Annotated in this window: 29 protein-coding genes and 2 pseudogenes; 14 read left to right on the top strand and 17 right to left on the bottom strand. The window is 71.8% G+C overall.

The window, feature by feature from the left end:
- The first annotated feature begins 1 nt into the window (after nt 1).
- The gene (locus QP939_RS08540; protein WP_285456070.1) at nt 2-469 is read left to right on the top strand and encodes a hypothetical protein; all 468 of its coding nucleotides are present in this window, start codon (nt 2-4) and stop codon (nt 467-469) included.
- Nucleotides 470-3774, top strand: a pseudogene (locus QP939_RS08535) (error-prone DNA polymerase).
- On the opposite strand, the gene QP939_RS08530 reads toward QP939_RS08535, so the two are convergent.
- Genes QP939_RS08530 through QP939_RS08520 form a run of 3 tightly spaced genes read right to left on the bottom strand, consistent with a single transcriptional unit; the run spans nt 3767 to nt 5745 of the window.
- Complete coding sequence (locus QP939_RS08530) at nt 3767-4495, bottom strand: class I SAM-dependent methyltransferase (protein WP_285456069.1); 729 nt, start codon at nt 4493-4495, stop codon at nt 3767-3769. The pseudogene QP939_RS08535 and the gene QP939_RS08530 overlap by 8 nt on opposite strands.
- A gap of 31 nt (nt 4496-4526) precedes the next feature.
- Nucleotides 4527-4955, bottom strand: coding sequence for an acyl-CoA thioesterase (locus QP939_RS08525; RefSeq protein ID WP_285456068.1), 429 nt, complete (start codon nt 4953-4955; stop codon nt 4527-4529).
- The gene (locus QP939_RS08520; RefSeq protein WP_285456067.1) at nt 4924-5745 is read right to left on the bottom strand and encodes an AraC family transcriptional regulator; all 822 of its coding nucleotides are present in this window, start codon (nt 5743-5745) and stop codon (nt 4924-4926) included. The genes QP939_RS08525 and QP939_RS08520 overlap by 32 nt, the downstream gene beginning before the upstream one ends.
- A 75-nt stretch (nt 5746-5820) precedes the next feature.
- On the opposite strand from QP939_RS08520, the gene QP939_RS08515 reads away from it, so the two are divergent.
- Both QP939_RS08515 and QP939_RS08510 read left to right on the top strand, forming a co-directional pair.
- Nucleotides 5821-6282 (top strand): VOC family protein, encoded by a 462-nt coding sequence (locus QP939_RS08515; RefSeq protein ID WP_285456066.1) that lies wholly within the window; start codon nt 5821-5823, stop codon nt 6280-6282.
- 21 nt (nt 6283-6303) lie between these two features.
- Nucleotides 6304-6891, top strand: a complete 588-nt coding sequence (locus QP939_RS08510; protein ID WP_285456064.1) for a pentapeptide repeat-containing protein — start codon at nt 6304-6306, stop codon at nt 6889-6891.
- A gap of 141 nt (nt 6892-7032) precedes the next feature.
- Here QP939_RS08510 and QP939_RS52180 read toward each other — a convergent pair.
- Together QP939_RS52180 and QP939_RS08505 are read right to left on the bottom strand one after the other, a co-directional pair.
- Nucleotides 7033-7176 (bottom strand): annotated as a pseudogene (locus QP939_RS52180) (TNT domain-containing protein); the annotation flags it as partial.
- 77 nt (nt 7177-7253) lie between these two features.
- On the bottom strand, nt 7254-9968 hold the full coding sequence (locus QP939_RS08505) for a glycohydrolase toxin TNT-related protein (protein WP_434219640.1): 2715 nt from the start codon (nt 9966-9968) through the stop codon (nt 7254-7256).
- A 228-nt stretch (nt 9969-10196) separates the two neighbouring features.
- Here QP939_RS08505 and QP939_RS08500 point away from each other — a divergent pair, with 228 nt between their 5' ends.
- Both QP939_RS08500 and QP939_RS08495 read left to right on the top strand, forming a co-directional pair.
- Nucleotides 10197-11051, top strand: a complete 855-nt coding sequence (locus QP939_RS08500) for a bifunctional methylenetetrahydrofolate dehydrogenase/methenyltetrahydrofolate cyclohydrolase (protein WP_285456063.1) — start codon at nt 10197-10199, stop codon at nt 11049-11051.
- The gene (locus QP939_RS08495) at nt 11051-11374 is read left to right on the top strand and encodes a DUF3017 domain-containing protein (protein WP_285456062.1); all 324 of its coding nucleotides are present in this window, start codon (nt 11051-11053) and stop codon (nt 11372-11374) included. The genes QP939_RS08500 and QP939_RS08495 overlap by 1 nt, the downstream gene beginning before the upstream one ends.
- Before the next feature lie 50 nt (nt 11375-11424).
- Here QP939_RS08495 and QP939_RS08490 read toward each other — a convergent pair whose 3' ends face one another.
- Together QP939_RS08490 and QP939_RS08485 are read right to left on the bottom strand one after the other, a co-directional pair.
- A complete protein-coding gene (locus QP939_RS08490; RefSeq protein WP_285456061.1) occupies nt 11425-12606 on the bottom strand; it encodes an MFS transporter in 1182 nt (393 codons plus the stop codon).
- Nucleotides 12607-12778: 172 nt separating this feature from the next.
- Entirely contained in the window at nt 12779-13102 is a 324-nt protein-coding gene (locus QP939_RS08485) for an ArsR/SmtB family transcription factor (RefSeq protein WP_285456060.1), read from the bottom strand.
- A gap of 108 nt (nt 13103-13210) precedes the next feature.
- On the opposite strand from QP939_RS08485, the gene QP939_RS08480 reads away from it, so the two are divergent.
- Complete coding sequence (locus tag QP939_RS08480; RefSeq protein ID WP_285456059.1) at nt 13211-14389, top strand: MFS transporter; 1179 nt, start codon at nt 13211-13213, stop codon at nt 14387-14389.
- Between the two features lie 102 nt (nt 14390-14491).
- Here QP939_RS08480 and QP939_RS08475 read toward each other — a convergent pair whose 3' ends face one another.
- Entirely contained in the window at nt 14492-14680 is a 189-nt protein-coding gene (locus QP939_RS08475; protein WP_285456057.1) for a DUF1918 domain-containing protein, read from the bottom strand.
- A gap of 57 nt (nt 14681-14737) precedes the next feature.
- On the opposite strand from QP939_RS08475, the gene QP939_RS08470 reads away from it, so the two are divergent.
- Complete coding sequence (locus QP939_RS08470; protein WP_285456055.1) at nt 14738-15370, top strand: spermidine synthase family protein; 633 nt, start codon at nt 14738-14740, stop codon at nt 15368-15370.
- A complete protein-coding gene (locus tag QP939_RS08465; protein ID WP_285456054.1) occupies nt 15352-15915 on the top strand; it encodes a hypothetical protein in 564 nt (187 codons plus the stop codon). Before QP939_RS08470 ends, QP939_RS08465 begins: the two co-directional genes overlap by 19 nt.
- Here QP939_RS08465 and QP939_RS08460 read toward each other — a convergent pair.
- The 3 genes from QP939_RS08460 to QP939_RS08450 are packed head-to-tail and all read right to left on the bottom strand — an operon-like array spanning nt 15912 to nt 17819.
- Complete coding sequence (locus QP939_RS08460) at nt 15912-16493, bottom strand: HhH-GPD-type base excision DNA repair protein (protein WP_285456052.1); 582 nt, start codon at nt 16491-16493, stop codon at nt 15912-15914. The genes QP939_RS08465 and QP939_RS08460 overlap by 4 nt on opposite strands.
- A gap of 30 nt (nt 16494-16523) precedes the next feature.
- On the bottom strand, nt 16524-17021 hold the full coding sequence (locus tag QP939_RS08455) for a DUF2165 domain-containing protein (RefSeq protein ID WP_285456051.1): 498 nt from the start codon (nt 17019-17021) through the stop codon (nt 16524-16526).
- 21 nt (nt 17022-17042) lie between these two features.
- Complete coding sequence (locus QP939_RS08450; RefSeq protein ID WP_285456049.1) at nt 17043-17819, bottom strand: AraC family transcriptional regulator; 777 nt, start codon at nt 17817-17819, stop codon at nt 17043-17045.
- Nucleotides 17820-17868: 49 nt separating this feature from the next.
- On the opposite strand from QP939_RS08450, the gene QP939_RS08445 reads away from it, so the two are divergent.
- Both QP939_RS08445 and QP939_RS08440 read left to right on the top strand, forming a co-directional pair.
- Nucleotides 17869-18282: a DUF2000 domain-containing protein gene (locus QP939_RS08445; protein ID WP_285456047.1), complete on the top strand. Its 414-nt coding sequence runs from the start codon at nt 17869-17871 to the stop codon at nt 18280-18282.
- Between the two features lie 83 nt (nt 18283-18365).
- Nucleotides 18366-18854, top strand: coding sequence for a hypothetical protein (locus QP939_RS08440; RefSeq protein ID WP_285456045.1), 489 nt, complete (start codon nt 18366-18368; stop codon nt 18852-18854).
- 1 nt (nt 18855) lies between these two features.
- Here the strand turns inward: QP939_RS08440 and QP939_RS08435 are convergent, their stop codons facing one another.
- The 4 genes from QP939_RS08435 to QP939_RS08420 form a co-directional block, all read right to left on the bottom strand.
- Nucleotides 18856-19464: a class I SAM-dependent methyltransferase gene (locus QP939_RS08435; protein ID WP_285456044.1), complete on the bottom strand. Its 609-nt coding sequence runs from the start codon at nt 19462-19464 to the stop codon at nt 18856-18858.
- Between the two features lie 9 nt (nt 19465-19473).
- Nucleotides 19474-19854, bottom strand: coding sequence for a DUF2203 domain-containing protein (locus QP939_RS08430; protein ID WP_285456043.1), 381 nt, complete (start codon nt 19852-19854; stop codon nt 19474-19476).
- A gap of 25 nt (nt 19855-19879) precedes the next feature.
- Nucleotides 19880-20389, bottom strand: coding sequence for a hypothetical protein (locus QP939_RS08425; protein WP_285456042.1), 510 nt, complete (start codon nt 20387-20389; stop codon nt 19880-19882).
- Between the two features lie 88 nt (nt 20390-20477).
- The gene (locus tag QP939_RS08420; RefSeq protein ID WP_285456041.1) at nt 20478-20915 is read right to left on the bottom strand and encodes a hypothetical protein; all 438 of its coding nucleotides are present in this window, start codon (nt 20913-20915) and stop codon (nt 20478-20480) included.
- Nucleotides 20916-21081: 166 nt separating this feature from the next.
- Between QP939_RS08420 and QP939_RS08415 the strand changes: the two genes are divergently transcribed.
- Together QP939_RS08415 and QP939_RS08410 are read left to right on the top strand one after the other, a co-directional pair.
- A complete protein-coding gene (locus QP939_RS08415) occupies nt 21082-22305 on the top strand; it encodes an NADP-dependent isocitrate dehydrogenase (RefSeq protein WP_285456040.1) in 1224 nt (407 codons plus the stop codon).
- 198 nt (nt 22306-22503) lie between these two features.
- Nucleotides 22504-22800 (top strand): SH3 domain-containing protein, encoded by a 297-nt coding sequence (locus QP939_RS08410; RefSeq protein WP_285459695.1) that lies wholly within the window; start codon nt 22504-22506, stop codon nt 22798-22800.
- Nucleotides 22801-23166: 366 nt separating this feature from the next.
- On the opposite strand, the gene QP939_RS08405 is transcribed toward QP939_RS08410, so the two are convergent.
- Entirely contained in the window at nt 23167-23898 is a 732-nt protein-coding gene (locus tag QP939_RS08405; RefSeq protein WP_285456039.1) for an MBL fold metallo-hydrolase, read from the bottom strand.
- Nucleotides 23899-23942: 44 nt separating this feature from the next.
- Here QP939_RS08405 and QP939_RS08400 point away from each other — a divergent pair, with 44 nt between their 5' ends.
- Nucleotides 23943-24740: an exodeoxyribonuclease III gene (locus tag QP939_RS08400; RefSeq protein WP_285456038.1), complete on the top strand. Its 798-nt coding sequence runs from the start codon at nt 23943-23945 to the stop codon at nt 24738-24740.
- On the opposite strand, the gene QP939_RS08395 is transcribed toward QP939_RS08400, so the two are convergent.
- Nucleotides 24737-25210: a cupin domain-containing protein gene (locus QP939_RS08395; protein WP_285456037.1), complete on the bottom strand. Its 474-nt coding sequence runs from the start codon at nt 25208-25210 to the stop codon at nt 24737-24739. The genes QP939_RS08400 and QP939_RS08395 overlap by 4 nt on opposite strands.
- Nucleotides 25211-25232 lie beyond the last annotated feature (22 nt).

Genomic DNA, 25232 nt, shown 5'->3' with positions numbered 1-25232 from the left:
CATGGACGAGAACTACGCACGGCGCCTGCGCGACTGGCTGCGAGCCGCCCCCGGCGCGACCCCCCGACCGGCCGAGGAACGCGACTGGCTGCGCGAGATCCCGCCACCCCAGTCCGGCGCGGAGGAGAGGTGGTCGGTCCGCGGCCAGCTGCCGGAATTGCCGGACTCGGACGAAGAGCTTTGCCCGGTGATCGCCCTGCCGGTTCCGCGAACATCCGACGAGAACGGCTGTCGCATGAGCGACGCCGAGGCGAGGAGCCGCTGGAACCACCCGTCCAACTGGCACCGCCGCCGCCAAGCCGAAGCCGAGGCTCAAGCCGAAGCGGCAGCCGAGGCCCAGGAGCGCAGCCGCTGGAACCACCCGTCCAACGGCGACCGCCGACGCGAAGCCGCAACCGAAGCCCAGGAGCGCAGCCGTCGGAACCACCCGTCCGCCTGGCGCCCCGAAGACGAGCCCGGGAGCCGCTGAATGGGCTGGAACAACCCTCCCGTCCGCTGGAAGGACCTCGCCCGCACCCTCGCGGGTGGCGTCCCGCCCGGCGACCACGGCGACAGCCCCGCCTGGGGCCGCCGCCGCGAGACCTACCGCCGCCCCGATGACCTCCCCGCCCGCAGCTCCGACGATGGCGGCGAGGCCGTCCGCGTCCCCTACGCCGAGCTGCACTGCCACTCCAACTTCAGCTTCCTCGACGGCGCCAGCCACCCCGAGGAGCTCGTCGAGGAAGCCGCGCGCCTCCAGCTCGACGCCATCGCCCTCACCGACCACGACGGCATGTACGGCGTCGTGCGCTTCGCCGAGGCCGCGCGGGAACTCGGCGTCAACACCGTCTTCGGCACCGAACTCAGCTTCGGCCTGGCCACTCCGCAGAACGGCGTCGCCGACCCCGAAGGCGAGCACCTCCTGCTCCTCGCCCGCGGCGACCAGGGCTACCGCGCCCTCTGCCGGGCCATCACCGCCGGCCAGATCCACGAAAAGGCCGAAAAGGGGCGCCCGATCTACGACCTCGGTGCGGTCGCCGAGGAGGTCGCCGGGCAGTGCGTGGTGCTGACGGGCTGCCGCAAAGGCGCGGTGCGCTCGGCGCTCGTCACGCACGGCCCGGCGGCCGCCGCCGAGCAGCTGGAAATCCTCGTCGACCGCTTCGGCCACGACAACGTCTACGTCGAGCTGACCGACCACCGTCAGCCGCTCGACAGCACGCACAACGACCTCCTCACGCAACTCGCCGAGGACTTCGGCCTCCCGACCGTCGCCACCACCGCCGCGCACTACGCCCGTCCCGAACGCGCTCCGCTCGCCGACGCCCTCGCCGCCATCCGCGCGCGGCGCGGGATCGACGAGCTGGAAGGCTGGCTGCCCGCCGCCGGGACCGCCTTCCTCCGCAGCGGCGCCGAAATGGACGTCCTGTTCCGCCGCTACCCGGGCGCCGTGCGCCGAAGCGCCTTGCTGGGCATGGAATGCGCCTTCCCGCTCAAGCTGATCGCCCCCGAGCTGCCACCTTTCGACGTCCCCGACGGCCACACTGAGACGACCTACCTGCGCGAGCTCACCTGGGAAGGCGCGAAGGAGCGCTTCAAAGGCAAGCCGCACGAAGAAAAAGCGGCCGAACAGATCAAGCACGAGCTCGCCATCATCGAAGAGCTCGGTTTCCCGGGCTACTTCCTGATCGTCTGGGACATCGTCCGGTTCTGCCGCGAGAACGACATCCTCTGCCAGGGCCGCGGCTCGGCCGCGAACTCAGCCGTCTGCTACGCCCTCGGCATCACCAAGGTCGACTCCATCGCCTACGAGCTGCTCTTCGAACGCTTCCTCGCCCCGGACCGGGACGGCTACCCCGACATCGACCTCGACATCGAGTCCGACCGCCGCGAGGAGGCCATCCAGTACGTCTTCCGCAAGCACGGCCGCCTCCGCACCGCGCAGGTCGCGAACGTCATCACCTACCGCGCCCGGTCCGCGGTCCGCGACGCCGCGAAGGCCCTCGGCTACTCACCCGGCCAGCAGGACGCCTGGAGCAAGCAGATCGACCGCTGGGGTTCCTTGCGCAGCACCGAAAAGGACCACGACCACGACATCCCGGACGACGTCGTCCAGCTGGCTTTCGCGCTCGAGGACTTCCCGCGTCACCTCGGCATCCACTCCGGTGGCATGGTCATGTGCCGGGAGCCGGTGAGCCAGGTCGTGCCCGTCGAGTGGGCGCGGATGGCCGACCGCAGCGTGATCCAGTGGGAGAAGGAGGACTGCGCCGCCGCCGGGCTGGTCAAGTTCGACCTGCTCGGCCTGGGCATGCTCTCCGCGCTGCACTACATGATCGACCTGGTCGCCGAGCACAAGGGCGAGCACGTCGACCTCGCCGAACTGGACCTCGCCGACGAGAAGATCTACGACATGCTGTGCCGCGCCGACGCGATCGGCGTGTTCCAGGTCGAGAGCCGCGCCCAGCTCGCGACGCTGCCCCGGCTGAAACCGACCGAGTTCTACGACCTCGCCGTCGAGGTGGCGCTGATCCGGCCCGGCCCGATCCAGGGCGGCTCGGTGCACCCGTACATCCGCCGCAAGCAGGGCCGCGAGGAGTGGTCCTACGACCACCCGCTGCTGGAGAAGGCGCTGCACAAGACCAAGGGCGTGCCGCTGTTCCAGGAGCAGATGATGCAGATCGCGCTGGACGTCGCGAACTTCACCGCGGCGGAGGCCGATCAGCTGCGGCACGCGATGGGGTCGAAGCGCTCGGATCGGAAGATGGACCGGCTGCGGGAGCGGTTCCTCGCGGGCGCGGCCGCGAACGGCGTCGACGCGGAGCTCGCGCAGAAGATCTTCTTGAAGCTGAAGGCTTTCGCGAACTTCGGCTTCCCGGAGAGCCACGCGCTGAGCTTCGCGCACCTGGTGTTTTCCAGCGCCTACTTCAAGTACTACCACCCGGACGCGTTCCTGGCGGGCCTGCTGCGAGCGCAGCCGATGGGCTTCTACTCGCCGCAGTCGCTGGTCGCGGACGCGCGGCGGCACGGCGTCACCGTGCACGGCCCCGACATCAACCGGAGCCTGCCGCACGCGACTCTGGAGGCGGGCACCGGGAAGTTCCACGACGTGCGCACCGGGCTGAGCACCGTGCGGCGGATCGGCGAAGACGTCGCCAAGCGGATCGTGGCCGAACGGGAGGCGAACGGCGCGTACTCCGACATGGCCGACGTCGCCCGCCGCGTGCGGCTGACCACGCCGCAGATCGAGGCGCTGGCGACGGCCGGCGCGTTCGCCGGGTTCGGCGGCGACCGCCGCCAGGCGCTGTGGACCGCGGGCGCGGTCGCCGGGGAGCGGCCGGAGAAGCTGCCGGGCCTGGTCGGCGCGCAGGCGCCGGTGCTGCCCGGGATGGACGGCCTCGACATCGCGGCGGCGGACGTCTGGGCGACCGGGGTTTCGCCGGACAGCTACCCGACGGAGTTCATCCGCGACCGCCTCGACGACTCGGCGTCGTCCCGGCGAGCGGGCTGGCCGACCTCGAAGACGGCGCGCGCGTGCTGGTCGGCGGCGCGGTGACGCACCGCCAGCGCCCGGCGACGGCGGCCGGCGTCACCTTCCTGAACCTCGAAGACGAGACGGGGATGGTCAACGTGATCTGCACGCTCGGGCTGTGGCAGCGCTACCACCGCGTCGCCCGCGCCAGTTCGGCGCTGCTGATCCGCGGGGTGGTGGAGAAGGCCGACGGCGTGGTGAGCGTCCTCGCCGACCGCGTGGAGGCGCTGCCGATGCGGATCAAGGCGAAGTCGCGCGACTTCAGGTGAGGGGGCGCCGCACGATCGTGATGATCTCCGGGCTGTCACCGGTCACGGGCGTGCGGTCCCAGTAGCCGTACTGCTGCTCGACTTCCAGCCCGGCTGCCTCGATGAATCCGCGCAGCGACGGGACGTCGAGGAACCGCAACGTGCTTTCGCTGTACCGCGGCGCGTCCCAGTTCGGGCTCTCGAAGGTCGTCTTGAAGTGGACGTACCCGTTCTCGAACGGCCCGGCGTCGTTCCACGACCGCACGTCGCCGGTTTCCCAGACGTGCGCGGGAGTCCAGCGTTCCCAGGCGCGGGCGGCGGGGTTGCGCGTGTCGAACCCGAACCGGCCGCCGGGCTTCAGCGCGCGGCGGACCGCCGAGAACGCCGTCCGCAGCTCGTCGTCGGTGAGCAGGACCTGGAACGCGTGCCCGGTCATCACGGCGAAGTCGAACTCGCCGTCCCAGGCGGCGGTCGACAAATCGCCGAGCACCCACTCGACATCGTCGCGGCGACGGGCCTGGGCGAGCATGCCCTCAGCCGGGTCGAGGCCGACGAGCCGACCCGCGTGACCGGACTCCCGCGCCCAGTGCAGCAGCGAACCGGTGCCGCAGCCGACGTCGAGCACGGCGTCGGCGGCCATGATCATCGGGAAGTAGAAGGCGTAGTCGCCGCTGCTTTCGCGCGGGTTGAGGCCGTCGTACAGGGCGGCGAGTTCGTGGTCGGCGAAGGCGTGGTCGGGCACGGCGCTACCGTAGTGATCGGCGCGCGAAAGATCACGCGGTTTTCGGGGCCAGGCCGAGCAGTTCGGGGTGCGCGGCCAGCTCCCGCCAGTGCGCGCCGGGGTCGGGCAGCAACCGCCGCCGGTCGAGGTCCAGCAGGCCCGACACGGACGAGACGGTGGCCACGAGCGTGCCGTCCGGGGTGTGGAACTCCTGCGTCACCCGCGAGGTTTTGCCGGTACCCCAACGGAATTCGCAGCTGATCGAGACGTCGCCACCCGCCACCAGCTCGCGGTGGAACCGCACGGTCGTCTCCAGGTTGACCGGGCCGATCCGGCGCGCGGCCAGCGCGGCGAGGTCGATCCCGGCGGCCTGCACGCACGACCAGCGCGCGTGGTCGGCGTAGGCGAGGTAAGCGGGGCCGCGGACGTGGCCGTTGGCGTCGATGTCGTCACAGCGCACCGGGATGGTCACTCGGAACATGAGGCCGATCGTGGCGCGCGAGCGGGGCGGACGTCTGGAACTTTTCGGCCACCCGCACCAGCGCGGCGGGGGAGGAGCCGGACAACCGGCGGCAGTCGCGCCCGAGGTGGGACTGGTCGGCATACCCGAGTTCGGCGGCGACGCGGGCCAAGGACGTCCGTCGCGCGGCGAGGGGTTCGAGCAGGCGAAGGAACCGTTGGAACCGCCGGATCCGGTGCACTTGTTTCGGTCCGGCGCCGACGGCGTGGACGAGGTGCCGCCGCAACGCGCGTTCGCTGACGCCCACAGTGTCGGCGACGTCAGACGTCCGGGTCGCCGTGCCGAGCGCGTGGACCGCGGCCAGCACCCGCCGGTCGGGTGTCACCCGGCGCTGCGCGACGAGCGTTTCGAGAATCCCGCGCTGCGCCTCGGGATCCGCGGTGTGCGCGAGGACGTCTTCCGCGCGGCGGGCGGCGGCGCCCCAGAGGTCGCTCAGCCGGGTCGGGCCCGCGGGCAGCTCCGGCATCGACGTGCCGAGCACGGCGGCCGCGGCCCCACAGCGCAAGCGAAAACCGACGCGCAACGCGGCCGCCGGGACCCACAGGCGCACGGGCGCCCCGGCGGTGACGACGACGGCGAGCGCGTCGCCATCCCAGACGAGGTCGGCGCAGCCGTCCGGAAGCACCCGCAGCGGCCGCGCCCAGCCGGTGTCACCGTGCCAGCCGCAGGCGAGCACACCGGCGAGCGCGGGCGGCGGCGCGACCTCGCGGTACACCGACCGCGCCGCCACCGGCCGCAGGGGAACTCCCATGAGCCCAGTATGCAGCGGTCAGGAGCTGACCTATTTCGCTCCTAACCTCGGGGCCACACCGAACGAGGAGGAAACATGGTTCCCGACGGCTACACGACGGTCACCCCGTGGATCATCGGCCGCGACACCGCCGCCCTGATCGACTTCCTGAAGCGCGCCTTCGACGCCGAGGAGATCGGGCGGGTCGTCGGGGAGGACGGGAAGATCGGGCACGCCGAAGTCCGCATCGGCGACGCCGTCGTGATGGCCTTCGACGCCCGCGACGACTGGCCCGACACCCTCGCGTTCCTGCGGCTTTACATGCCGGACAGCGAAGAAACGCAGCGGCGCGCGATCGAAGCGGGCGCGACCGAGGTGACACGCCAGACGGTGTTGTTCTTCGGCGACCGCGTCGGCCGCGTGCGCGACCCGTTCGGCAACCTGTGGTGGATCCAGACCCGGCTGGAAAACCTGGACGAGGCCGAGATGGCCCGCCGCGCGCAGCTGCCCGAGTACGTCGAGGCGATGAACTACGTCCAGGGTGCCCTGCCCCGGTAGGCGATGTGGCACCCTGGGGCCGTGCTGGAGACCGGGGAGGACTACCGCGAAGCGGTGTTGTCGGGGCAGTGGTGGGAAAAGCGCCGGTTCAGCGGCTGCGACTTCACCGGCGCGGACTTGAGCGGGCTGCGGACCCGCGGCTGCACCTTCGACGACTGCGTGTTCAGCAAGGCCGACCTCACCCGCTCGCGGCACGACGCGTCGGCGTTCCGCTCCTGCACCTTCGACCGGACCGTGCTCGTCGACAGCCGGTGGACGGGGTGTTCGCTGCTCGGGACGTCCTTCGCCGAGAGCGGGTTCGCCGGGATCGCGATCACCGACTGCGATCTCTCGCTGGCGTCGCTCGCGAAGGCGCGGCTGCGGCGGCTCGGCCTCTCCGGGCTGCGGCTGCGGGAGGCCAACCTGACCGAGGCCGACCTCACCGGCGCCGATCTGCGCGGCAGCGACCTCACCGGCGCCCGGTTGCAGGGCGCGAAGCTCGAGGGCGCCGACCTGCGCGGCGCACGCCTTGACGCGAACGCTCTCGTCCAGGCCGACTTGCGGGGCGCCGAGGTCGACGTCGAAACCGCCATCGCCTTCGCCGCCGCGCACGGGCTCGTCATCCGCTGAAAACGCGAAGACCGGCGGCCGAAGCCACCGGTCTTCGCGGGGTGCACTCAGTCGATCGGCGGTTCGCCCGGGTCGAGCTTCGATCAGGTCGCCCTCGGCGAGCAGCTCCTCGATCGACGCCGGCAGCAGGTACGCCGACCCGCCGCCGGGCTGGTTGAACCACGGGATCGCGACGCCCGCGAGCGTCTCCAGCGGCCGCTGCACCCGGTAGACGTGGTACGGGCGGTTCACCCACTCCGGCACCAGCGAACGCTCGGCGAACGGCGTGCCCGCCGCGTACGTCAGGTTGCCGTTCGGGCCGCCGAAGCGGTCCAGCTCGCTGCCCGCGGGCAGCTCGCGCAGCTCCTTGCCGCGGAACAGCGTCAGCGGCGGCTCCCCGGCCAGCGGCGCGATCGGCCACTGCTGGTTGCCGCCACCCCCGCCGTTGACGGCGGGCCGCGCCGGCTCCTCACGCCGCGGCGGCGTGGGCGGTGCGGGCGGCGGGACCGGCGGGGCACCGGCGCCCGGCGGCACCGGGGCCAGCACGGTCGGCGCCGACGGCGGCTCCCGTCGCGGCGGTGCCGGGGCGACCGGCGGCGGACCGGCGGGCTGCTGCGCCAGCTGCTGCGGCCCCGGTCCGGCCGGGACCGGCGCGGGCGGGGCGGGCTGGCGCGGCGGGGCCGGCGGCTCGTCGTCTTCGAGGTCGCCGAGAGCGCCTCGGCGCTGGTGAACGCCGTCTGCTCCTGCGCGGGCACCGGGTCGGGCTTGCGGACGGGGTACGACCCGGTCGCCACCTCCGGCGACAGCGTCGCGACGACCCGCTGCGGGGCCGGTTCCGGCTCGGGTTCGGGCTCCGGCGCGGGCGGCGGCTCCTCGGCTGGCACGTGGCCTTCGGGGTTGAGCAGCAGCTTCCCGAGCATGAACGCGGCCGCGTCCTCGGCGTCGCCGAACACAGCGGGGTTGCTGAGCTTGCCGTCGTACCAGCCGACGCGCCAGCCGTCGTCGACCTGCTCGACGCTCCACCCGTGCTCGGCCGGTTCGCCCAGCTTGTAGCCGCTTTCCGGGATCTCGAGCTCGTCCAGCTTGGCCTGCAGCCCGGCGAGCACCGGGTGGTCGGGCTGCTGGCGGCGCAGGGCCCGGCGGCCCGGCCGCGGTGCCTCCGGCGGCTCCGCCTTGGCGGCGGGCTGCGGCGCCGGGGGCTCGGGCACCGGCAGCACGCCGGGCACCTCGGGCTGGGTGATCATGGTCGGCGGGCCCGGGTCGAACGCGGGCTGCTCCTCGCGCCGCGGCGGCTCGAAGGCGTGGGCGGGTTCGTCCTCGTGCTCGTCTTCGTGCGGCTGCTCGTACCCGGCGTGCGCGGGTTCGGGCTGGCGGCTCTGGAAGGCGGGCTCGTCCTGGTGCGGCGGCTCGTACCCGGCGTGCGCGGGCTCGGCTTGGCGGGACTGGAACGCGGGCTCGCCCTGCCGCCCCTGGAAAGCATCGTCCTGGTTCGGCGCCTCGTACCCGCCGTGGGCGGGCTCGGGCTCGCGCGCCTCGTAGCCACCCTGCCGGGACTGGAACGCGGGCTCGTCCTGGGGCCCGCCGCGCCCCGGTTCGCCCTGCCGGGCCGGGAAAGCTTCGTCCTGGGGCGGCTCGTAGCCACCCTGCCGCGATGGGAGTGCGGCCTCGTCCTGCGGCTGCTCGTACCCGGCGTGCGCGGGCTCGTCCCCACGCGCCGGTTCGGCCTGCTGGAAGCCCGGACCCTCGTCACGCGGCGGCTGGAACGCGGCGTGCGCCGCCTCCTCGTCGCGCCGGGGGAAGGGCTCGCCGTCGCGCGGGGTCTCTTCCTCGTGCCCGATCGGCTGGTCGGGCACGTATTCCGCGGTCTCTTCGAGGTCCGGGACGCGGCCCGGTTCCGGCGCCGAGCCGTTCGTGCCCGCGGCGTGCTCGGCCTGCTGGTCGTAGTCCTCCTCGCCGTACTGGTCGTCCTCGGCGAAGCGGTCGTCGAACTCCTGGTCGTCGTAGCCCTCTTCGGCGTACTCGGCCTCTTCGGCGTAGTCGTGCTCTTCGGCCGGGGCCTCCGGCTCGGCCGGGGCGTGCACCGACAGCGGCGACTCCACCGGCGCGGGCGGCTCCTGGTGCTGCGGCGGAACCGGCGGCGCGACGGGCGGCGCGGCAGCCGCCGCGGCCACCCCCGGCGGCGGACCGGCGGGCGCCTGAGGCGGCGGCACCTGCTGCTGGGGCGGCGGGCCCTGCGGCGGCGGCCCGGCCGGGCGCTGCTGCTGGGGCGGCGGCTGGTTCCCCCGGGTGAGGTACCCCGCCGCGGCCTGCAGCGTGGGCTCGTCGACCGGCGGCAGCTTGAACCCGACCGCGCGGACGTGCTCGACCAGGTCCGGTTCGGGCGAAACGCCGTACTTGCGCAGGTAGAAGTCGACGGCGGCGGGCCAGATCCACTGGCCGTCGCTGTGGAAGGCGACCGGGACGGTCGCCTCCGGCGTCGCGGCCAGCCGGTCGATGTCGTAGCCGCGCTCGGGCACCACCAGCGGCGCGTTCTCCAGGTACTCCAGCAGCCGGTCCTGCTCCTCGATCTCGAGGTCGGGCCGGTTGATGACGGGGCGGCCGGCGGGGCCGACGGTGTCGAAGATCCGGGCGATCCGGAAGTGCGGTCCAGGCTGCTCCGGGCCGAGCCCGGACATCCGCCGGATCAGCCATTCGGGGACGTTCTCCTCGGTGCGCGGGAACATCCGCAGCTCGTCCGAATAGGCCTGTGGCGGCGGCGCGAGGTTCCACACCGGCTCGTCGCGGTTGTATTCGAGGTTGTAGCTGGACGGGTGGTCGAGCTGGTAGCGCGCGTTGAACCACGTTCCGCGGCCGTCGCGGTACATGCCGCCGCGCAGCCTGCCGAAGAGCGTCGCGATGTCGTGGGTGGCGAGCCACTCGTGCACCGTGCCGTCCTCGGTGACGATCTCGCCGGTGAGCTCGTGGTACCTCCCGACGGCTCGGTACTCCGCGGTGACCTTGCGCCAGTCGCGCGGGGCGGCACGGAGCAGGGCAAGGCCGATCTGCTTGACCAGGGTGTCCTGCTCGGTCGCGTTCAGCTGCGTCGTCGGTTGTGCCACGGGGACATTTTGACTGTTCGCGCGCGCGTGTGCACCCCGCATGTGGGTTTTGCCGCTCGGTGACCCGGTGGCACACGGTCTGACCTCGCGTGATGCGACGTGCCGTAGATCACAGCTTGATCGCGGCCGTCGTCGCGAGTGGACCGTGCGGGTAGCGGCCACTCTACGGGCTGCGACCGCCCGAGCCTGGAAGCGACGCGCGGGGGTCGCTTTGCCAGAATGGGCCTCGTGACGGCGAAGATTCTCGACGGCAAGGCCACCAAGAACGCCATTTTCGCGGAGCTCGAACCGCGCGTCGCGGCCTTGGCCGCGAAGGGGGTGACGCCGGGCCTGGGCACCGTCCTGGTCGGCGACGACCCGGGGTCGCACTCGTACGTGCGGATGAAGCACGCCGACAGCGGCAAGATCGGCGTCAACTCGATCCGCCGCGACCTGCCGGCCGACATCTCGCAGGAGAAGCTCGAAGCCGTCATCGACGAGCTGAACGCCGACCCGGCCTGCCACGGCTACATCGTCCAGCTGCCGCTGCCGAAGCACCTCGACGCGAACCGCGTGCTCGAGCGCATCGACCCGGAGAAGGACGCCGACGGCCTCGCGCCGGTCAGCCTCGGGCGGCTCGTGCTCGGTCAGCGGGGCGCGCTCCCGTGCACGCCGTACGGGATCATCGAGCTGCTCAAGCGCCACGGCGTCGAGCTGAACGGCGCGCGGGTGACGGTCGTCGGCCGCGGCATCACGGTCGGCCGCACGCTGGGCCTGCTGCTGACGCGCCGCAGCGAGAACGCCACGGTGACCCTGTGCCACACCGGCACCCGCGACCTGGCCGCCGAGGTCCGCCGCGCCGACATCGTCGTCGCCGCCGCGGGCGTGCCCGGGATCATCACGCCGGACATGGTGGCGCCGGGCGCGGCCGTGCTCGACGTCGGTGTGTCCCACGTGGACGGCAAGCTCACCGGCGACGTCCACCCGGGAGTCGCCGAGGTGGCCGGCTGGATCTCGCCGAACCCCGGCGGCGTGGGGCCGATGACCCGGGCGATGCTGGTGAGCAACGTCGTCGAGGCGGCGGAACGCTCGGTCCAAGGCTGATGACCATGACGGAGGACCGGCGGGACATCGGCGACCGCCGGAGCCGGACGGCCCGGTTCACCCAGCTGCCGTTCGCGGCGGTGCTGCTGGTGGTGGCCGTGGCGGCGCTGCGGATCGTCCAGTACCACTGGCGGGAAGGCGCGGCGCTGATCGGCGCCGCGCTCCTCCTCGCCGCGGTGCTGCGGGCGGTGCTGCCGACGGCCAGGGCCGGGCTGCTGGCGATCCGCGGCAAGGCCGTGGACATCGTGACGTACACGGGCCTGGCGGCAGCGGTGCTGTACGTGGCCCTGACGATCATCGGCGGCCCGTTCGGCTCCTCCTGACGGCCAAAAGCGGCACTTTCACGTGAAAGTGCCGCTTTTGACAGTGACTGTCAGGATGCCAGGGCGAGCTCGCGTCGTTCGGCTTTCGCCTCGCGGTGGTCCAAAGTGCCCGAGACGATCGCCAGCGTCAGGCCGAACACCGCCAGCAGGGCGCCGACCCAGTTGGGGGCGACCAGGCCGAGCCCGCCCGCGATGACCAGCCCGCCGAGGTAGGCCCCGATCGAGTTGGCGATGTTGAACGCGGACTGGACGGCGGCCGACACCAGGGACGGTGTGCCGCCCGCCTTCTCCATGATCCGCGCCTGCATCATCGGGCCGATCATGAACCCGGCGACGCCGACGAAGAAGATCGTGATCGCCGCGCCCACCTTGCCCTGCGCGGTGATCGTGAAGATCCCCAGCACCGACGCCAGCGCCAGCAGCGCGATGTAGAGGCTCGGCATCAGCGCGCGGTCGGCCAGGCGGCCGCCGAGCAGGTTGCCGATCGTCATGCCGACGCCCGCCAGCGACAGCAGCAGCGTCACGTTCGACGGCGAGTAGCCGGCGACGTCGGTCAGCATCGGCGTGATGTAGGACAGGCAGGCGAACACGCCGCCGAGCCCGAACGTGACGATCGCCAGCGCCAGGTGCACCTGCGGCCGCTTGAACGCGCCGAGTTCGCCGCGCAGCGACGCCTCGGCCGGCTTGCCCTGGTGCGGGACGAGCTTCGCGATCGCCGCGATGGCGACCAGCCCGATCACCGCGACGACGCCGAAGGTGGCGCGCCAGCCGACCTGCTGGCCGAGCAGAGTGCCGAGCGGCACGCCGATGACGTTCGCCAGGGTCAGGCCGAGGAACATCATCGACACGGCCTTCGCGCGCTGGCCAGGGCCGACCAAACTGGACGCGACGACCGCACCGGCGCCGAAGAACGCGCCGTGGGGCAGGCCGGCGAGGAACCGGAACGCCACGCCGAACTCCTGGGTGGGCGACAGCGCGAAGAGGGCGTTGCCCAGCGTGAACAGGCCCATCATGGCCAGCAGCATGGTCTTGCGCGGCAGCCGGACGGCGACCGCGGTGAGCAGGGGCGCGCCGACGACGACGCCGAGGGCGTAGGCGGAGATGAGGTGGCCGGCGGTCGGGATGTCGACGCCGAAGTCGGCGGCCGCCTGGGGCAGCACGCCCATCATGACGAACTCGGTGGTCCCGATGCCGAAAGCTCCGATGGCGAGCGCGAGCAGCGCGACGGGCACGGCACTCCTTCCCAGTGGGTAAACGATTACTCGGCCGATCTCTGGATCGGTTCAGTACGGGGTCATAAAGAAAGACAGCCATGCGGCCCCAGCGCCGTGAGCTGTCCTACGCACAGTCCAACCGACGAAGGGGGTCGTTGTCATCCCGATTTCGGGTGACGATCCACACGGCTCATCGTGGCGCGGCCAGCACGCCGTCGAGCAGGCCGGGGAACAGAGCGTCGAGGTCGTTGCGGCGCAACGAGTTGAACCGCGTGGTGCCCTCCTGGCGGCCGGAGACGACGCCGGCTTGGCGCAGGATGCTCAGGTGGTGGGTGATTGTGGACTTCGTCACCGGGACGGTCAGTCCGCCGCACGCGATCTCGTGGTCCGCGGCCGCCAGTTGCCGGACGATCGCCAGGCGCACGGGGTCGGCCAGGGCGCGGAGCACGCCCTCGACGGTGATCTCGTCCCGGGTGGGGTGGACGAGCGGCGGCAGCGCGGCGGTCTTCGACATGGGTCCATTGTACGACGGCGGTCGAAATTGTCGGGGCCGCGTAGTACGGTGATAGTCGAACTACGACGTTCATCGAACCAATCCCTGCTTCGCTTGGGGGCTCCACCCATGTCCGCACCCTCGTCCTCGAGGATCTCGGTCCTCGCCTTCGGCGCCTTCGGCGTCGGGACCAGCGGCTACATCGTCGCCGGGCTGCTGCCCGCGCTGACCGGTGAGCTGCACGTCTCGGCCACCGCCGCGGCCCAGCTCGTCACGGCCTTCGCCATCGCGTACGCGGTCGGCTCGCCGCTGTTCGCCGCCGCGACCGGCGCCTGGGAACGCCGCACACTGCTGGTCGCCGCGCTCGCCGTGACCGGGGCTGGCAACCTCTTCGCCGCGCTCGCGCCCGGCTATGGCTCGCTGCTGGTGGCCAGGGTGGTGACCGCGGTCGGGGCCGCGGTGTTCACCCCGGCGGCCAGCGCGGTCGCGGCCGAGCTGACCGTCCCCGAACGCCGGGGCCGCGCGGTCGCGCTCGTGTTCGGCGGCCTCACGGTCGCACTGATCTTCGGCGTCCCGCTGGGCAGCCTGATCTCCCAGCACCTCGGCTACCGGACGGCGTTCGCGCTGGTCGCGGCGTTCTCGCTGGCCAGTGCGCTGGCCGTGCAGGTCGCACTGCCCCGCGTCGCCGCGCCGCCGCGGGTGAGCCTCGCCGAGCGGTTCGCCGCCGGCCGCGACCCGCGGGTGCTCGTCATGCTGGCCACGACGGTCCTCGCGTGCCTGGCCGCGTTCATGGTCTACACGTTCGTCTCGCCGCTGCTGGCCGCGACCGCGGGCGTGCACGGCACGACGGTCACGGTGCTGCTCTTCTGCTACGGCATCGGCGGCGCGGTCGGCAACTTCGCCGGCGGCCGCGCGGCGGACCGCTGGGGTTCACGCGCCCCGCTGCTCGTGGTGACGGCGGCGATCACCGTCGTGATGGCCCTGCTGCCGATCGCCACGGCGACGACGGTCGGCGCCGCGGTGACGCTGTTCGTGTGGGGCCTGGCGACGTGGTCGTTCAACCCGCCGGTGCAGCACCGGCTGATCGAGCTGTCGCCGGGCCACGCGGGTCTGGTGCTGTCGCTCAACGCGTCGGCGATCTACCTGGGCGTCGGCCTGTCCGGCGTGGTCGGCGGGGCGGTGCTGACGTCGGGCGGGCCGCTGCTGCTGCCCGAGGTCGCGGCCGCGCTCACCCTGGCCGCCCTGCTGCTGATGGGCGTCGCGTGGGGGCGGGTCCGCGAACCCCGCGAACAGGTCGCCGTCAGCTAGCTCGGGTCCCAAGCGCCCCAAGGCGGCCTTGGTTGCGTCTTACGCACCGAAGGCCGCCTTGGTTGCGTCTGACGCACCGAAGGCCACATTGGGGCGCTTGGGCTAGTCGGCGTGGGCTTGGACTTCGCAGTCGGGGCCCGGGTACACGAGGGCCTCGTGGCCGTCGGCGAACCGCACGAGGTAGGGCGGGGCGCCGTCGGGCCCGCGGACTTCGAGGATCTCGCCGCGCTGCTCGGCCGACCCGACCGTCCGGCCGTGCACCTGGATTTCGTCTCCTGCTGTGGCGTGCATGGGCTTCACCTCCGTGTCCAGGGTAGGAGCGGGCACGGCCTGTGAGAAGGTCGACGCGTGGTCGAGGTGGTGGAGACGGTCCGTGGCCGCGGCGGCGAGCTGGTGCTGCGCCGGGACGGCGAGGCGTTCGAAGTGATCGAGAACGGCGTTTTCCTGATGGACACGCGCAACGGCGAGTCCGAGCGGCTCCTGGTCACCGAGGCGCTGAGCGCGGGCGCCACCGTGCTGATCGGCGGCCTCGGCGTCGGGTTCTCCCTCCGCGCGGCGCTCGACGCGGGCGCGGCTTCGGTCGTCGTGGTGGAACGTGAACCGGCGGTGATCTCATGGAACCGTCACGGTCCACTTCGGACGGTCCATGCCGACGCGCTCGCCGACCCCCGCGTCCGGGTCGTGGAGGCCGACCTCGTGTCGTGGCTGGCGGAGACGTCCGAGCGGTTCGACGCGCTGTGCCTGGACATCGACAACGGTCCGGAATGGACGGTCACCGAAGGCAACGCGTCGCTCTACTCCGACGCCGGGCTCGCGCGCTTGGCGGACCTGCTGAACCCGGGCGGCGTGCTGGCGGTGTGGAGCGCCGGGGCGGCCCCGGCGTTCGCCGCCCGGCTGCGGGCGCGCTTCGCCGACGTCCGCGAGGTGCCGGTCGAGGTCCCGCGCGGCGAGCCGGACGTGCTGTGGTTCGCGCGCGGCTAGCGGCGGCGGAGAACGCGTCCTGGTGCGCCCTGGTCTGCGGCGGCGGCCGGTTCGGCCCGCGGGCCTGGACGAGCCCGCGCCGCACCCCGGAGTTCTACCCGGACGCGGTGACGCTGACCGCGGACGCCACGACCGCCGACGTCCTCCCGCTCATCGACGCCTCGGCCGGGTGTTCGGTGAAGGACAGCTTCGCGACCCTGGAGCTGCCGGGCTTCTCGGTCCTGTTCGAGGCGACGTGGATCGCGTGCGGGCCGGGAGTGCCGGAGGCGGGCTGGGAGCGCACGACCAGGCACGGCTTCCCGGTCGACGACGCGGTGGCGGTGCTGGCTCGCGGTGAAGACGTGGTCGTGGCCCACCGCGGCGAGGGAGTCGTGGGCTTGTCCAACTTCGCGGGCCCGGCGGCGAGCTGGCCGGGCGCGGTCGCGGCGGTGGCGGCGGCGTTCCCGGGTGTCCCGGTCGTCGGCTACGAACACGGCGCCGCGCTGGACATCGCGCTCGCGCACGGCGCCGAACCGCTCGGCCCGCTGCGCGTTTGGGTGCGTTAGTCCGCGGCGGCGGTGGCCTTGGCGGCCTTCTTGAAGGCGCGCACCTGGGCGAGGGTTTCGGCGTTGGTGACGTCGGCGATCGACCGCCGCGACCCGCGGTCGCCGTAGGCACCGGCCGCTTCGCGCCAGCCCTTCGGCGCCACCCCGCGCTGCTTGCCGAGCAGCGCCAGGAAGATCTTGGCTTTTTGCTCGCCGAAGCCGGGCAGGGCCTTCAGCCGCTTGAGGACGGTGGGGCCGTCGGGCTTCGGGCGGCCGTCGAGCCAGATGCCCTCGGTGCGGCCGTCGTAGTTCTCGATGATGTGCTGCGCGAGCGCGTGGACGCGGCGGGCCATCGAGCCGCCGTAGCGGTGGATGGCCGGCGGCACGACGCACAGCTCGACGAAGGTTTCGACATCGGTGGCGGCGATCTTCGCGATGTCGAAGCCGTCCATCCGGTCGGCGATCTTCCGCGGGCCGGCGAACGCGTGCTCCATGGGGTACTGCTGGTCCAGGAGCATCCCGACGAGCAGGGCGAACGGATCGTCGTTAAGCAGCTTGTCGGCCGCCGGGTCACCGGTGAGGTGCAGTTCGCGCAGCATGCCCGTCATCTTGACACAACGGCCCTCTTCCTACGTGCGCTCTTTCGCGGGGAGGTGGGCGACGACCAGCGCCGCCACCGCGATGAGGAAGTTCTGCAGGGCGGGCTGGAGGCCGTTCCACTTGTCCGACTGCCACATCTGGAACCACTCACCGCCGACGGCGAGGAAGCCGACGCCGAACAGCAGCACCCACATCACCCAGCCGAGGGTCGCCAGGCGCCGGGCCGTAGCGTCTTTCGCGCGGATCCACCCGGCCAGTGCGGCGAGCAGCACCAGCGCTGTCAGCACCTCCCACGCGATGATCACGACGTAGGCGGTGTTCTGCAGGCCGGGGCTGGTGATCGCGCGCCACATCATGTCCGGCGAGCGGAACGTCGTGTCCATCGCGAGCACGTGCTGGACGAACGCCTGGTTGGTGCCGAAGTCGGTGATGTTGCCGAACGCGATGAGCGTCATCTGGAGCGCGGTCATGGCGGTGAGGACGACGACCGCGAAGCGCAGGCCGCCGACCCTGGCGAGGAACCCCATGTCCGGATCGTAACGACGCCGTCACCGGGTTTTCGCGTAGCGCGACGGCGTCGTGCCCAGGTAGCGCTTGAAATGCCTCGTCAGGTGGGCCTGGTCGCTGAACCCGGCCGCGGCGGCGACGTCGGCGGCCGGGGCGCCGTCGAGCAGGAGCCGCCGTGCCCGGTCGACGCGGCGGCCCGTCAGGTAGCGGTGCGGGGGCAGCCCGAACTTCGCCCCGAAGCAGCGGACGAGGTACGCCGGGTGTGCGCCGAGCGTCGCGGCCGCTTCGGCCAGCGTCAGCGCCTCCGGCAGTCGGGCGTCCAGGAGGTCCCTCAGCTCGTCGGCGAGGCCGCGCTTCGGCTCGTGCGTCACCGGCCGGCCCAGGTGGACGCGCAGGCGGTCGGCCACCAGCACCAGCCTGCTCTCCGCCTCGAGCGCGTCGCCGGGCTCGGCCAGCGACTCGTGCAGCTGGTGGATCCGCGTGCGCAGCAGCCCGTCGGCCAGGCTCGGCCGGTCCACCGCCGCGCCGATCAGGTCCTCGCCGAGCACCGGCGTGTCCAGGTAGAGCACGCGCTTGCGGAAGCCGTGGCTGGTGGCGGCCCGTCCGTCGTGCGCGACGTTCGGCGGCAGCAGCGTCACCGCCGTTCCGAGCGCGCCGTGGTGGTGGCGGTCGAGGTCGTAGCGGATGACGCCGTCGTCGACGATCAGCAGGGTCCACGTGTCGTGCGTGTGCAGGGGGTAGGCGTGCGTGGTGAAGCGCGCGTGGAAGACCTCGGCGATCCCCGGGACCGCCGGCCGCCAAGCCGCGACGTCCGCCATGTCAAGAACGTACAAGACGCGCCGGTGGCCGCCGGGGGAGTCTTCGGGCATGAGTTCCTTCGACACGAAGATCGCCGTCCTGCTCCGCGACGACCTGGCGTCCTGGCAGCGGCTCAACGTGACGGCGTTCCTGGTCAGCGGCATCGCCCACGTGACGCCGGAGCTGATGGGCGAGCCCTACGCCGACGCCGACGGCACCGAGTACCTGCCGATGTTCGGCCAGCCGGTGATGGTCTTTTCCGGCACGGCGGACGTCCTGACCGCGGCGCACATCCGCGCGCTCGGCCGGGGTCTGCGGTTTTCGATCTTCACCGACGAGCTGTTCCACACCGGCAACGACGCCGACAACCGGGCCGCGGTCCGTGCGGTGCCGGGCGAGAAGCTGGCGCTGGCCGGGATGGCCGTGCACGGGCCGAAGAACGCCGTGGACAAGATCCTCAAGGGTGCGTCGCTGCACCGCTGAGCGGAAACCCCTGTCCGAAAACCACCGGCGTTGGCAGCATGATCGGCGAGGCCGCGCGAGGCGGCTCGGACTGGGGAGGTTCCGTGAAGTCACTTCTTCGTGCCGGTGTGGTGCTGTCGGCGGCGGCCGGGCTGGGTGTCGCGCTTGTCCCGGCCGCGTCGGCGGACCCGGTGCAGACCGTCGCGTACACCTCGGAAGACGGCGCCTGGCCGCTGGTTGGCAGCGCCCAGTACGCGGCTCCCGGCGACGAAATCGCCGTCTGGGAACGCGACGGCGTCCTGAAGATCGACGTCCAGTCGGGTCTGAAGGACCTGCGCGTCGAGCTGAGCGCCCCGGCCGGGGAAACCCTGCACACCGGGACCTACACCGGGGCCCGCTTCCGCGGACAGAGCGACCCGGCGCTGACGACTCCGGGGATCTTCGTCGTGAGCGGCAACTTCGGCTGCGGTGATCCCTACGCCGACTTCACGATCGACCGCCTCGACGCGGACGGCGTCGACGTCACCTTCGTCCAGCGCTGCGGGTCACCCGACGGCCCGGCGACCCGCGGTGAGGTCCACTTCCACGCCTGAGTCAGGGCGCCGTCGCGTGCACCACGAAGACGCTGCGGACCCGCTCGCCGTCGTTGAGGGTGAACGTCCGGGCCGACGCGTCGGCGAAGCCGTGCGCCAACGCCGCCGCCTCGGCTTCGTCGGTCGGGAACGTCAGGTCCTTCGGCACGAACTCGGCGAACGGGCCCGACGGCTTGAACCGCGTCCCGGAAACGACCGAGAACGCCAGCCGCCCGCCCGGCTTCAGCACGCGCAGCCAGTCGGCGAACGCGACGGCGCCCAGGAAGTGCAGTGAGGACGCGCAGAGCACGACGTCGGCCGAGTGGTCCTCGGCCGGCATCGGCACCGCGGGCCCGACCCGCCAGGTGATCCGCCGCTCGGGGTCGAGGTCCGCCTTGGCCTCGGCGCGCGCGATCATCGCCGGCGACAAGTCGACAGCGAGCACGCGGGCCGGCTTCAGCCGCAACGCCGCGTACGCCGCCCAGCCCGTTCCGGTGGCGACGTCGAGGACCAGGTCCGGGCCCGTCGGCAGAGGCTCGACCAGCGCGTCCGCGACGGCCCGGTGGAAGGTGTCTTCGTCGTAGTGCTCGGCCGTGCCGTCGAAGAAGGCGGCCCTGGTGTCGTGGTCCACGACCTCAACCTAGCCGGGCAGGCCAGGGGTTTTCAGCGGACGGCGCCCGGCGAAACCCAGGTCGGTGCGGTGGTACCAGCCCAGGTCGCGGTCGCCCTCGAGCCAGCACAGCAGCACGTCGGTGCCGTCGAGCTCGGCGGGGAAGTCGACCAGCAGCGGCGCGAACCCCTTGAGCTCGGCGCCGGTGCGCTGCACCGTCGTCATCAGGTCGTCAAGCCGGGCCTGGGCCGCCTTCCACTCGGGCAGCCCGCCCAGGTCGGTGGCCCGGCCGCCCGGTCGCAGCGACGCCGCGAGCTCGGCCGCGTCGGCCCGCACGCGCACGAGTTCGTCGAGGACCGGCCGCAGCCGCGCCAGTTCGTCACGTGCTTCCGCGACGGTGAACAGTCCCATCCGCCGATGATCCCACCGGCGCGGGTCACGCCTCGCGGCGCCGCCGGACCAGCGCGTTGGCCAGCCCGCTGCCGACGAGCAGGAACCCGACGCCGAGCAGTCCGCCGATGAAGAGGAAGTCCATGACGCCGTAGGCGATGTCGCTCTTCGGCATCAGGTTCACCAGCCGGAAGCCCCATTCGGGCATGGCCATCGCGGCGACGCCGGGCAGCACGCCGTAGAGCAGCCCGCCCAGGATCGGGCCGACGGCCGAGAGCGCCCCGAGCGCGGCGACGACCAGCAGCAGGATCGCGCCGCCCGCCAGCAGCGCGATGCCGAGCGGGTCGCGGTTCGTGCTGAGCGTCGCCTGGATCAGCTGCTGCTGACGCAGCCCGCCCCAGCTGAGGAGGCCGAGGGCGACCGGCGTGAGCACGAGCCCGCCGAGCGCGCTGACCACGTGCGCGCCGCCGCGGCGCGGCCGCTCGTCGAGCACGTCGGTGGTGTCTTCGTAGTCGTCGTAGTCCTCTTCGTAGTCGGCGTACCGATGGGTCGACATGGCCGTCACCTCCCGGATGATGAGTTCACGGGTGGCATCGTGCCTTGGTTCACCCGGAAGCGCGACGCTCGCTCGGCGAGCGGTCGGATCAGGTGACCGGCAGGCTGAGCGACCCTTCGACGTCGGTGCGCTCGACGTGGACGGTCCAGCAGCCGGGCGTGGCGAACCGGAAGCCGACGCCCCATTCGTCGCCGGGGTAGGCGAAGGTCGAGCCGCCGTGCTCCTCCGGCCCCCAGACGGGCTGGACGACTTCGGCGGCGGGGCCGGTCGCGAAGATCCGGATCGGCCCGGTGCCGGTGACCCGCCAGACGATCTTGTGCTCGTCGCCCGCCTTCAGCGGGACCTGCGCGAACACCAGGGCGACCGCGGTCCCGCCGCGCGACGAGCCCTGCAGGCCTTGACCGACCTGCTCCGGCGACGGCGGGTGGGCGCAGTCGGCGTAGGGCGCGAGCCGCGGCGGCCCGGACGGCGCCGCGGAGCACGCGGTCGCGAGCAGCGCGACGGCGGCGATCCCCCGGAAACCCACCTGACCAGCATGCCGCCCGCCCCGTGATCCCCGCCACAACCGGCGGGTGGAGACTTGATACCGACCACTACTGGAACCATCCAGCTCCGTCAAGCAGTACGCTTGTACCGCTACCGGCGAGACTTAAAGAAGAACGCGAAGATCCGCGGAAGGAGCACCGCTGCTCATGGCCAAGATCAAGGTCCAGGGCACCGTCGTCGAACTCGACGGCGATGAGATGACCCGCATCATCTGGCAGTTCATCAAGGACAAGCTGATCCACCCGTACCTGGACGTGAACCTGGACTACTACGACCTGGGCATCGAGGAGCGGGACCGCACCGACGACCAGGTGACCATCGACTCCGCGAACGCCATCAAGAAGCACGGCGTCGGCGTCAAGTGCGCCACGATCACCCCGGACGAGGCGCGGGTCGAGGAGTTCGGCCTCAAGAAGATGTGGCTGTCGCCCAACGGCACCATCCGCAACATCCTCGGCGGTGTCATCTTCCGCGAGCCGATCGTCATCCAGAACATCCCGCGGCTGGTCCCGGGCTGGACGAAGCCGATCATCATCGGCCGCCACGCGCACGGCGACCAGTACAAGGCCACCAACTTCAAGGTGCCCGGCCCCGGCACGCTGACCATCAGCTTCACCCCGGAGGACGGGTCGGAGCCGATGGAGTTCCAGGTCGCGAAGTTCCCCGAGGGCGGCGGCGTCGCGATGGGGATGTACAACTACCGCAAGTCGATCGAGGACTTCGCGCGCGCGTCGCTGCAGTACGGCCTCGACCGCGGGCTGCCGGTGTACATGTCGACCAAGAACACGATCCTCAAGGCCTACGACGGCCAGTTCAAGGACGTGTTCCAGGAGATCTTCGACGCCGAGTTCAAGGCCGACTTCGACGCCAAGGGCCTCACCTACGAGCACCGCCTGATCGACGACATGGTCGCGGCGGCGCTGAAGTGGGAGGGCGGCTACGTCTGGGCGTGCAAGAACTACGACGGTGACGTCCAGTCCGACACGGTCGCGCAGGGCTTCGGCTCGCTCGGCCTGATGACGTCGGTGCTGCGCACGCCGGACGGCAGGACGGTCGAGGCCGAGGCCGCGCACGGCACGGTCACCCGGCACTACCGCCAGCACCAGCAGGGCAAGCCGACCTCGACGAACCCGATCGCGTCGATCTACGCGTGGACGCGCGGCCTCGAGCACCGCGGCAAGCTGGACGGCAACTCGGAGCTGATCGGCTTCGCGAACAAGCTGGAGCAGGTCGTCATCGAGACCGTCGAGAGCGGCAAGATGACGAAGGACCTGGCGCTGCTCATCGGCAAGGACCAGCCGTGGCAGACGACCGAGGAGTTCCTCGCGACGCTGGACGACAACCTGGCGAAGAAGATCGCCCAGGGCTGAGTGGTTTAGTCGGAGCCCCCTTCCCGGTTCTCTTTCGCCGGGAGGGGGGCTTTCGTCTGGTTACGGACGGTCGTGGGCGGGTGACGTCGCTGGCGCCTCCGGGTGGTTGCGCTGTCCGGCGCTGTCGGTCCGGGTAAAGGATTGCCTACCCTTGGCGTGGGACGGGATTCGCGGCTGGAGGAAGGCGTCATGCTCGGGATGTCGAAGAAGACGCTGATCGTCGTCGGCGCCATCATCGCGGTCATCGTCATCTACGCGTTGAACACGGACAAGCAAGCGGCGGGAGCCTCGGCGACGGGCTGCAAGGTCACGGTGACGGCGGACGTCCTGAACGCCCGCGAGACAGCCGACGGCAACGCGAAGATCGTCGGCAAGTACTTGCGCGACGCCCAGTTCGACGCGTTGCCAGGGGTGCAGAACGGGTTCCGGAAGGTCGCCGACGACAAGTGGGTGGCTGCTGAGTACACGCAGCCCGTCGAGGGCTCGACCTGCTGATTCCGCCGCGCTGAGCCCGCTGGTCGCGGGTGTCGGCTCGCGGCCGTGGGCTAGTTCGTGTCCGAGGCCGGTTGCTTGCGCTCTGACCCCCGTCCGAGCGCAAGCCCACCGGAACCTCGTCTCCGCTCGGATCTCGCCTCGCGCTCCGACCCCCGTCCTCGCGCGTTCCCCCGGCTCGACCCGGCCGCCCGCACCATCCGGCGCCCGCGGAACTCCCCCTGGAGACCCCGCGGACCACCCCGTCGATCCGTGCCGCATTCAGTTGTCGCCCGTCCCCGGGACTCGGACCTCACCTCCGCCCACCAGCCGCCCTCCAACGCGACCAGTTCTAGCAGCAGGCACCGACAAAAACGGCATCCCCGCAGGTCAGAGCGCGATGGTGAGGTCTTCCGAGGCGACCAGAACCTCCCCGCCGAACCGCGCACCCGCCTCGGCGGCAGCCGCGGCACGATCAGTCCCCGGCCAGAAGTGGGTCAACATAAGCCGCCGGGCTCGGGCCTCCGCCGCCCACTGACCCGCCTCCGCCGCCGTCATCAAGTACCGAGGCGAAGGCGAAGGCGAGCGCAGCGTCGCCTCACAGATGAACAGATCCGCGTCCCGCCCGAGCTCGGCCAGCACCGGCGACGGCCCGGTGTCCCCGGTGTACGCCACGGTGAGCCCGGGCGCGGTGAGCCGCACCCCGAAGTTCGGCACGTGGTGCGGCAGCGGATACGCCGTGAGCCGGAACGGCCCGATCTCCGCCGGCTCCCCGAGGTCGTGCACCTCGAACAACTCGGTCGGGTGCGGCCGCGGCTCCATCGCCGCCAACCGCTCGACCGTCCCCGGTGTGCAGTGCAGCGGCAACCGCGGCTGCCCGTCCGTCTGGACCGTGTAGTGCCACGCTCGCCCGAGCGCGCTGACGTCCGCGCAGTGGTCCGGGTGCTCGTGCGTCACCACCACCGCGTCGGGCAGGCCGTACCCGAACAACCGCGACGCCGCCCCGTACCCGAGGTCGAGCACGACGCGGAAACCGTTGTGCTCCACCAGAAACCCGGCGCACGCGCGTCCCGACTCCGGCCACGCGCCGCAACTGCCGAGCACCGTGAGCCGATTCCCCATGCACGGCAGTCTGGCAGAGCGGACCCGGCCGGTACCGTGCACGTGTGCTGACTGTCTCCACCGTGAACGTCAACGGACTCCGCGCCGCCGCCAAGAAGGGCTTCGTCGAGTGGCTCGCCGCCACGAAGGCGGATGTCGTCGCCTGCCAGGAGGTGCGCGCCGAAGCCGGTCAGCTGCCCGCGGCCGTCATCGAGCCCGAGGGGTGGTTCGTCGTGCACGCCCCCTCGGCCGTGAAGGGGCGCAACGGCGTCGCCATCTACAGCCGCGAGGAACCCGAAGAAGTCCGGATCGGCTTCGGCGAGCCGGAGTTCGAAGACAGCGGCCGGTACCTCGAAGTCCACCTGGCCAAGGTCGTCGTGGCCAGCCTCTACCTGCCCAGCGGCGACGTCGGCACCGAACGCCAGGCCGAAAAAGAGCGCTTCATGGCCGCGTTCCTGCCCTACCTCGTCGAGCTGCGGGCGAAGGCCGCCGCGGCCGGACGGGAGGTCGTCGTGGTGGGGGACTGGAACATCGCCTACGACACCGTCGACCTCAAGAACTGGCGCGGCAACCGCAAGAACTCCGGCTTCCTGCCCGAGGAACGCGAGTGGCTCGGCCGCGTCTACACCGAGGCCGGCTACACCGACGTCCAGCGCCGCCTCGACCCCGAAGGCCCCGGCCCCTACACCTGGTGGTCCTACCGCGGCCAGGCCTTCGACAACGACTCCGGCTGGCGCATCGACTGCCAGCTCGCGACGCCCGGCCTCGCCGAGAAGGTCGTCGACGTCGTGGTCGAGCGCGCCGCCGCGTACGACCAGCGCTGGTCCGACCACGCGCCGGTCACCGCCACCTACGACATCTAGGCCGCACGGGCGGCGCGCCAGGCCGCACTGTCCACGAAGTGGTTGTCGAAGCGGTCCTGCGTCGCCAGGATCTCCGACGGAGACGCCTCGCCGCGCCGGATCCGGTCGATCATCCGGAAGTACTCGAAGAGCTCGACACCGGGCGTGAACACGATCAGCACGTCCGCGCCCGACCGTTCGGTCGCTCCGAACGCGTGATTCGTGTGCGGCGGCACGAACAGCATGTCACCCGTCCGGACCGTCACGATCTCATCGCCGTTCAGGACCTCGAGCTCGCCGTCGAGCATGAAGAACATCTCCGCCGACGACGTGTGGAAGTGCGGCGTCGCGCCGTCGCTCCCGCGGCCGAGCGTCGCGCGGTTGGTGCTCAGGTGCCCGTCGGTCTGGGAGACGTCGGCGAGCAGGGTCATCGTGTCGGGCGTCGAGCCGAGCTGCTCGGCCTCGTCGTGGCGTACCAGCAATGTCGTCATGCCCAAGATGGTTCCACGACTG

The organism is Amycolatopsis nalaikhensis (assembly GCF_030264295.1).
Classification (GTDB): Bacteria; Actinomycetota; Actinomycetes; order Mycobacteriales; family Pseudonocardiaceae; genus Amycolatopsis; species Amycolatopsis nalaikhensis.
The sequence above is the reverse complement of the archived record's forward strand: the minus strand, read 5'-3'. Positions and strand labels throughout refer to the sequence as shown.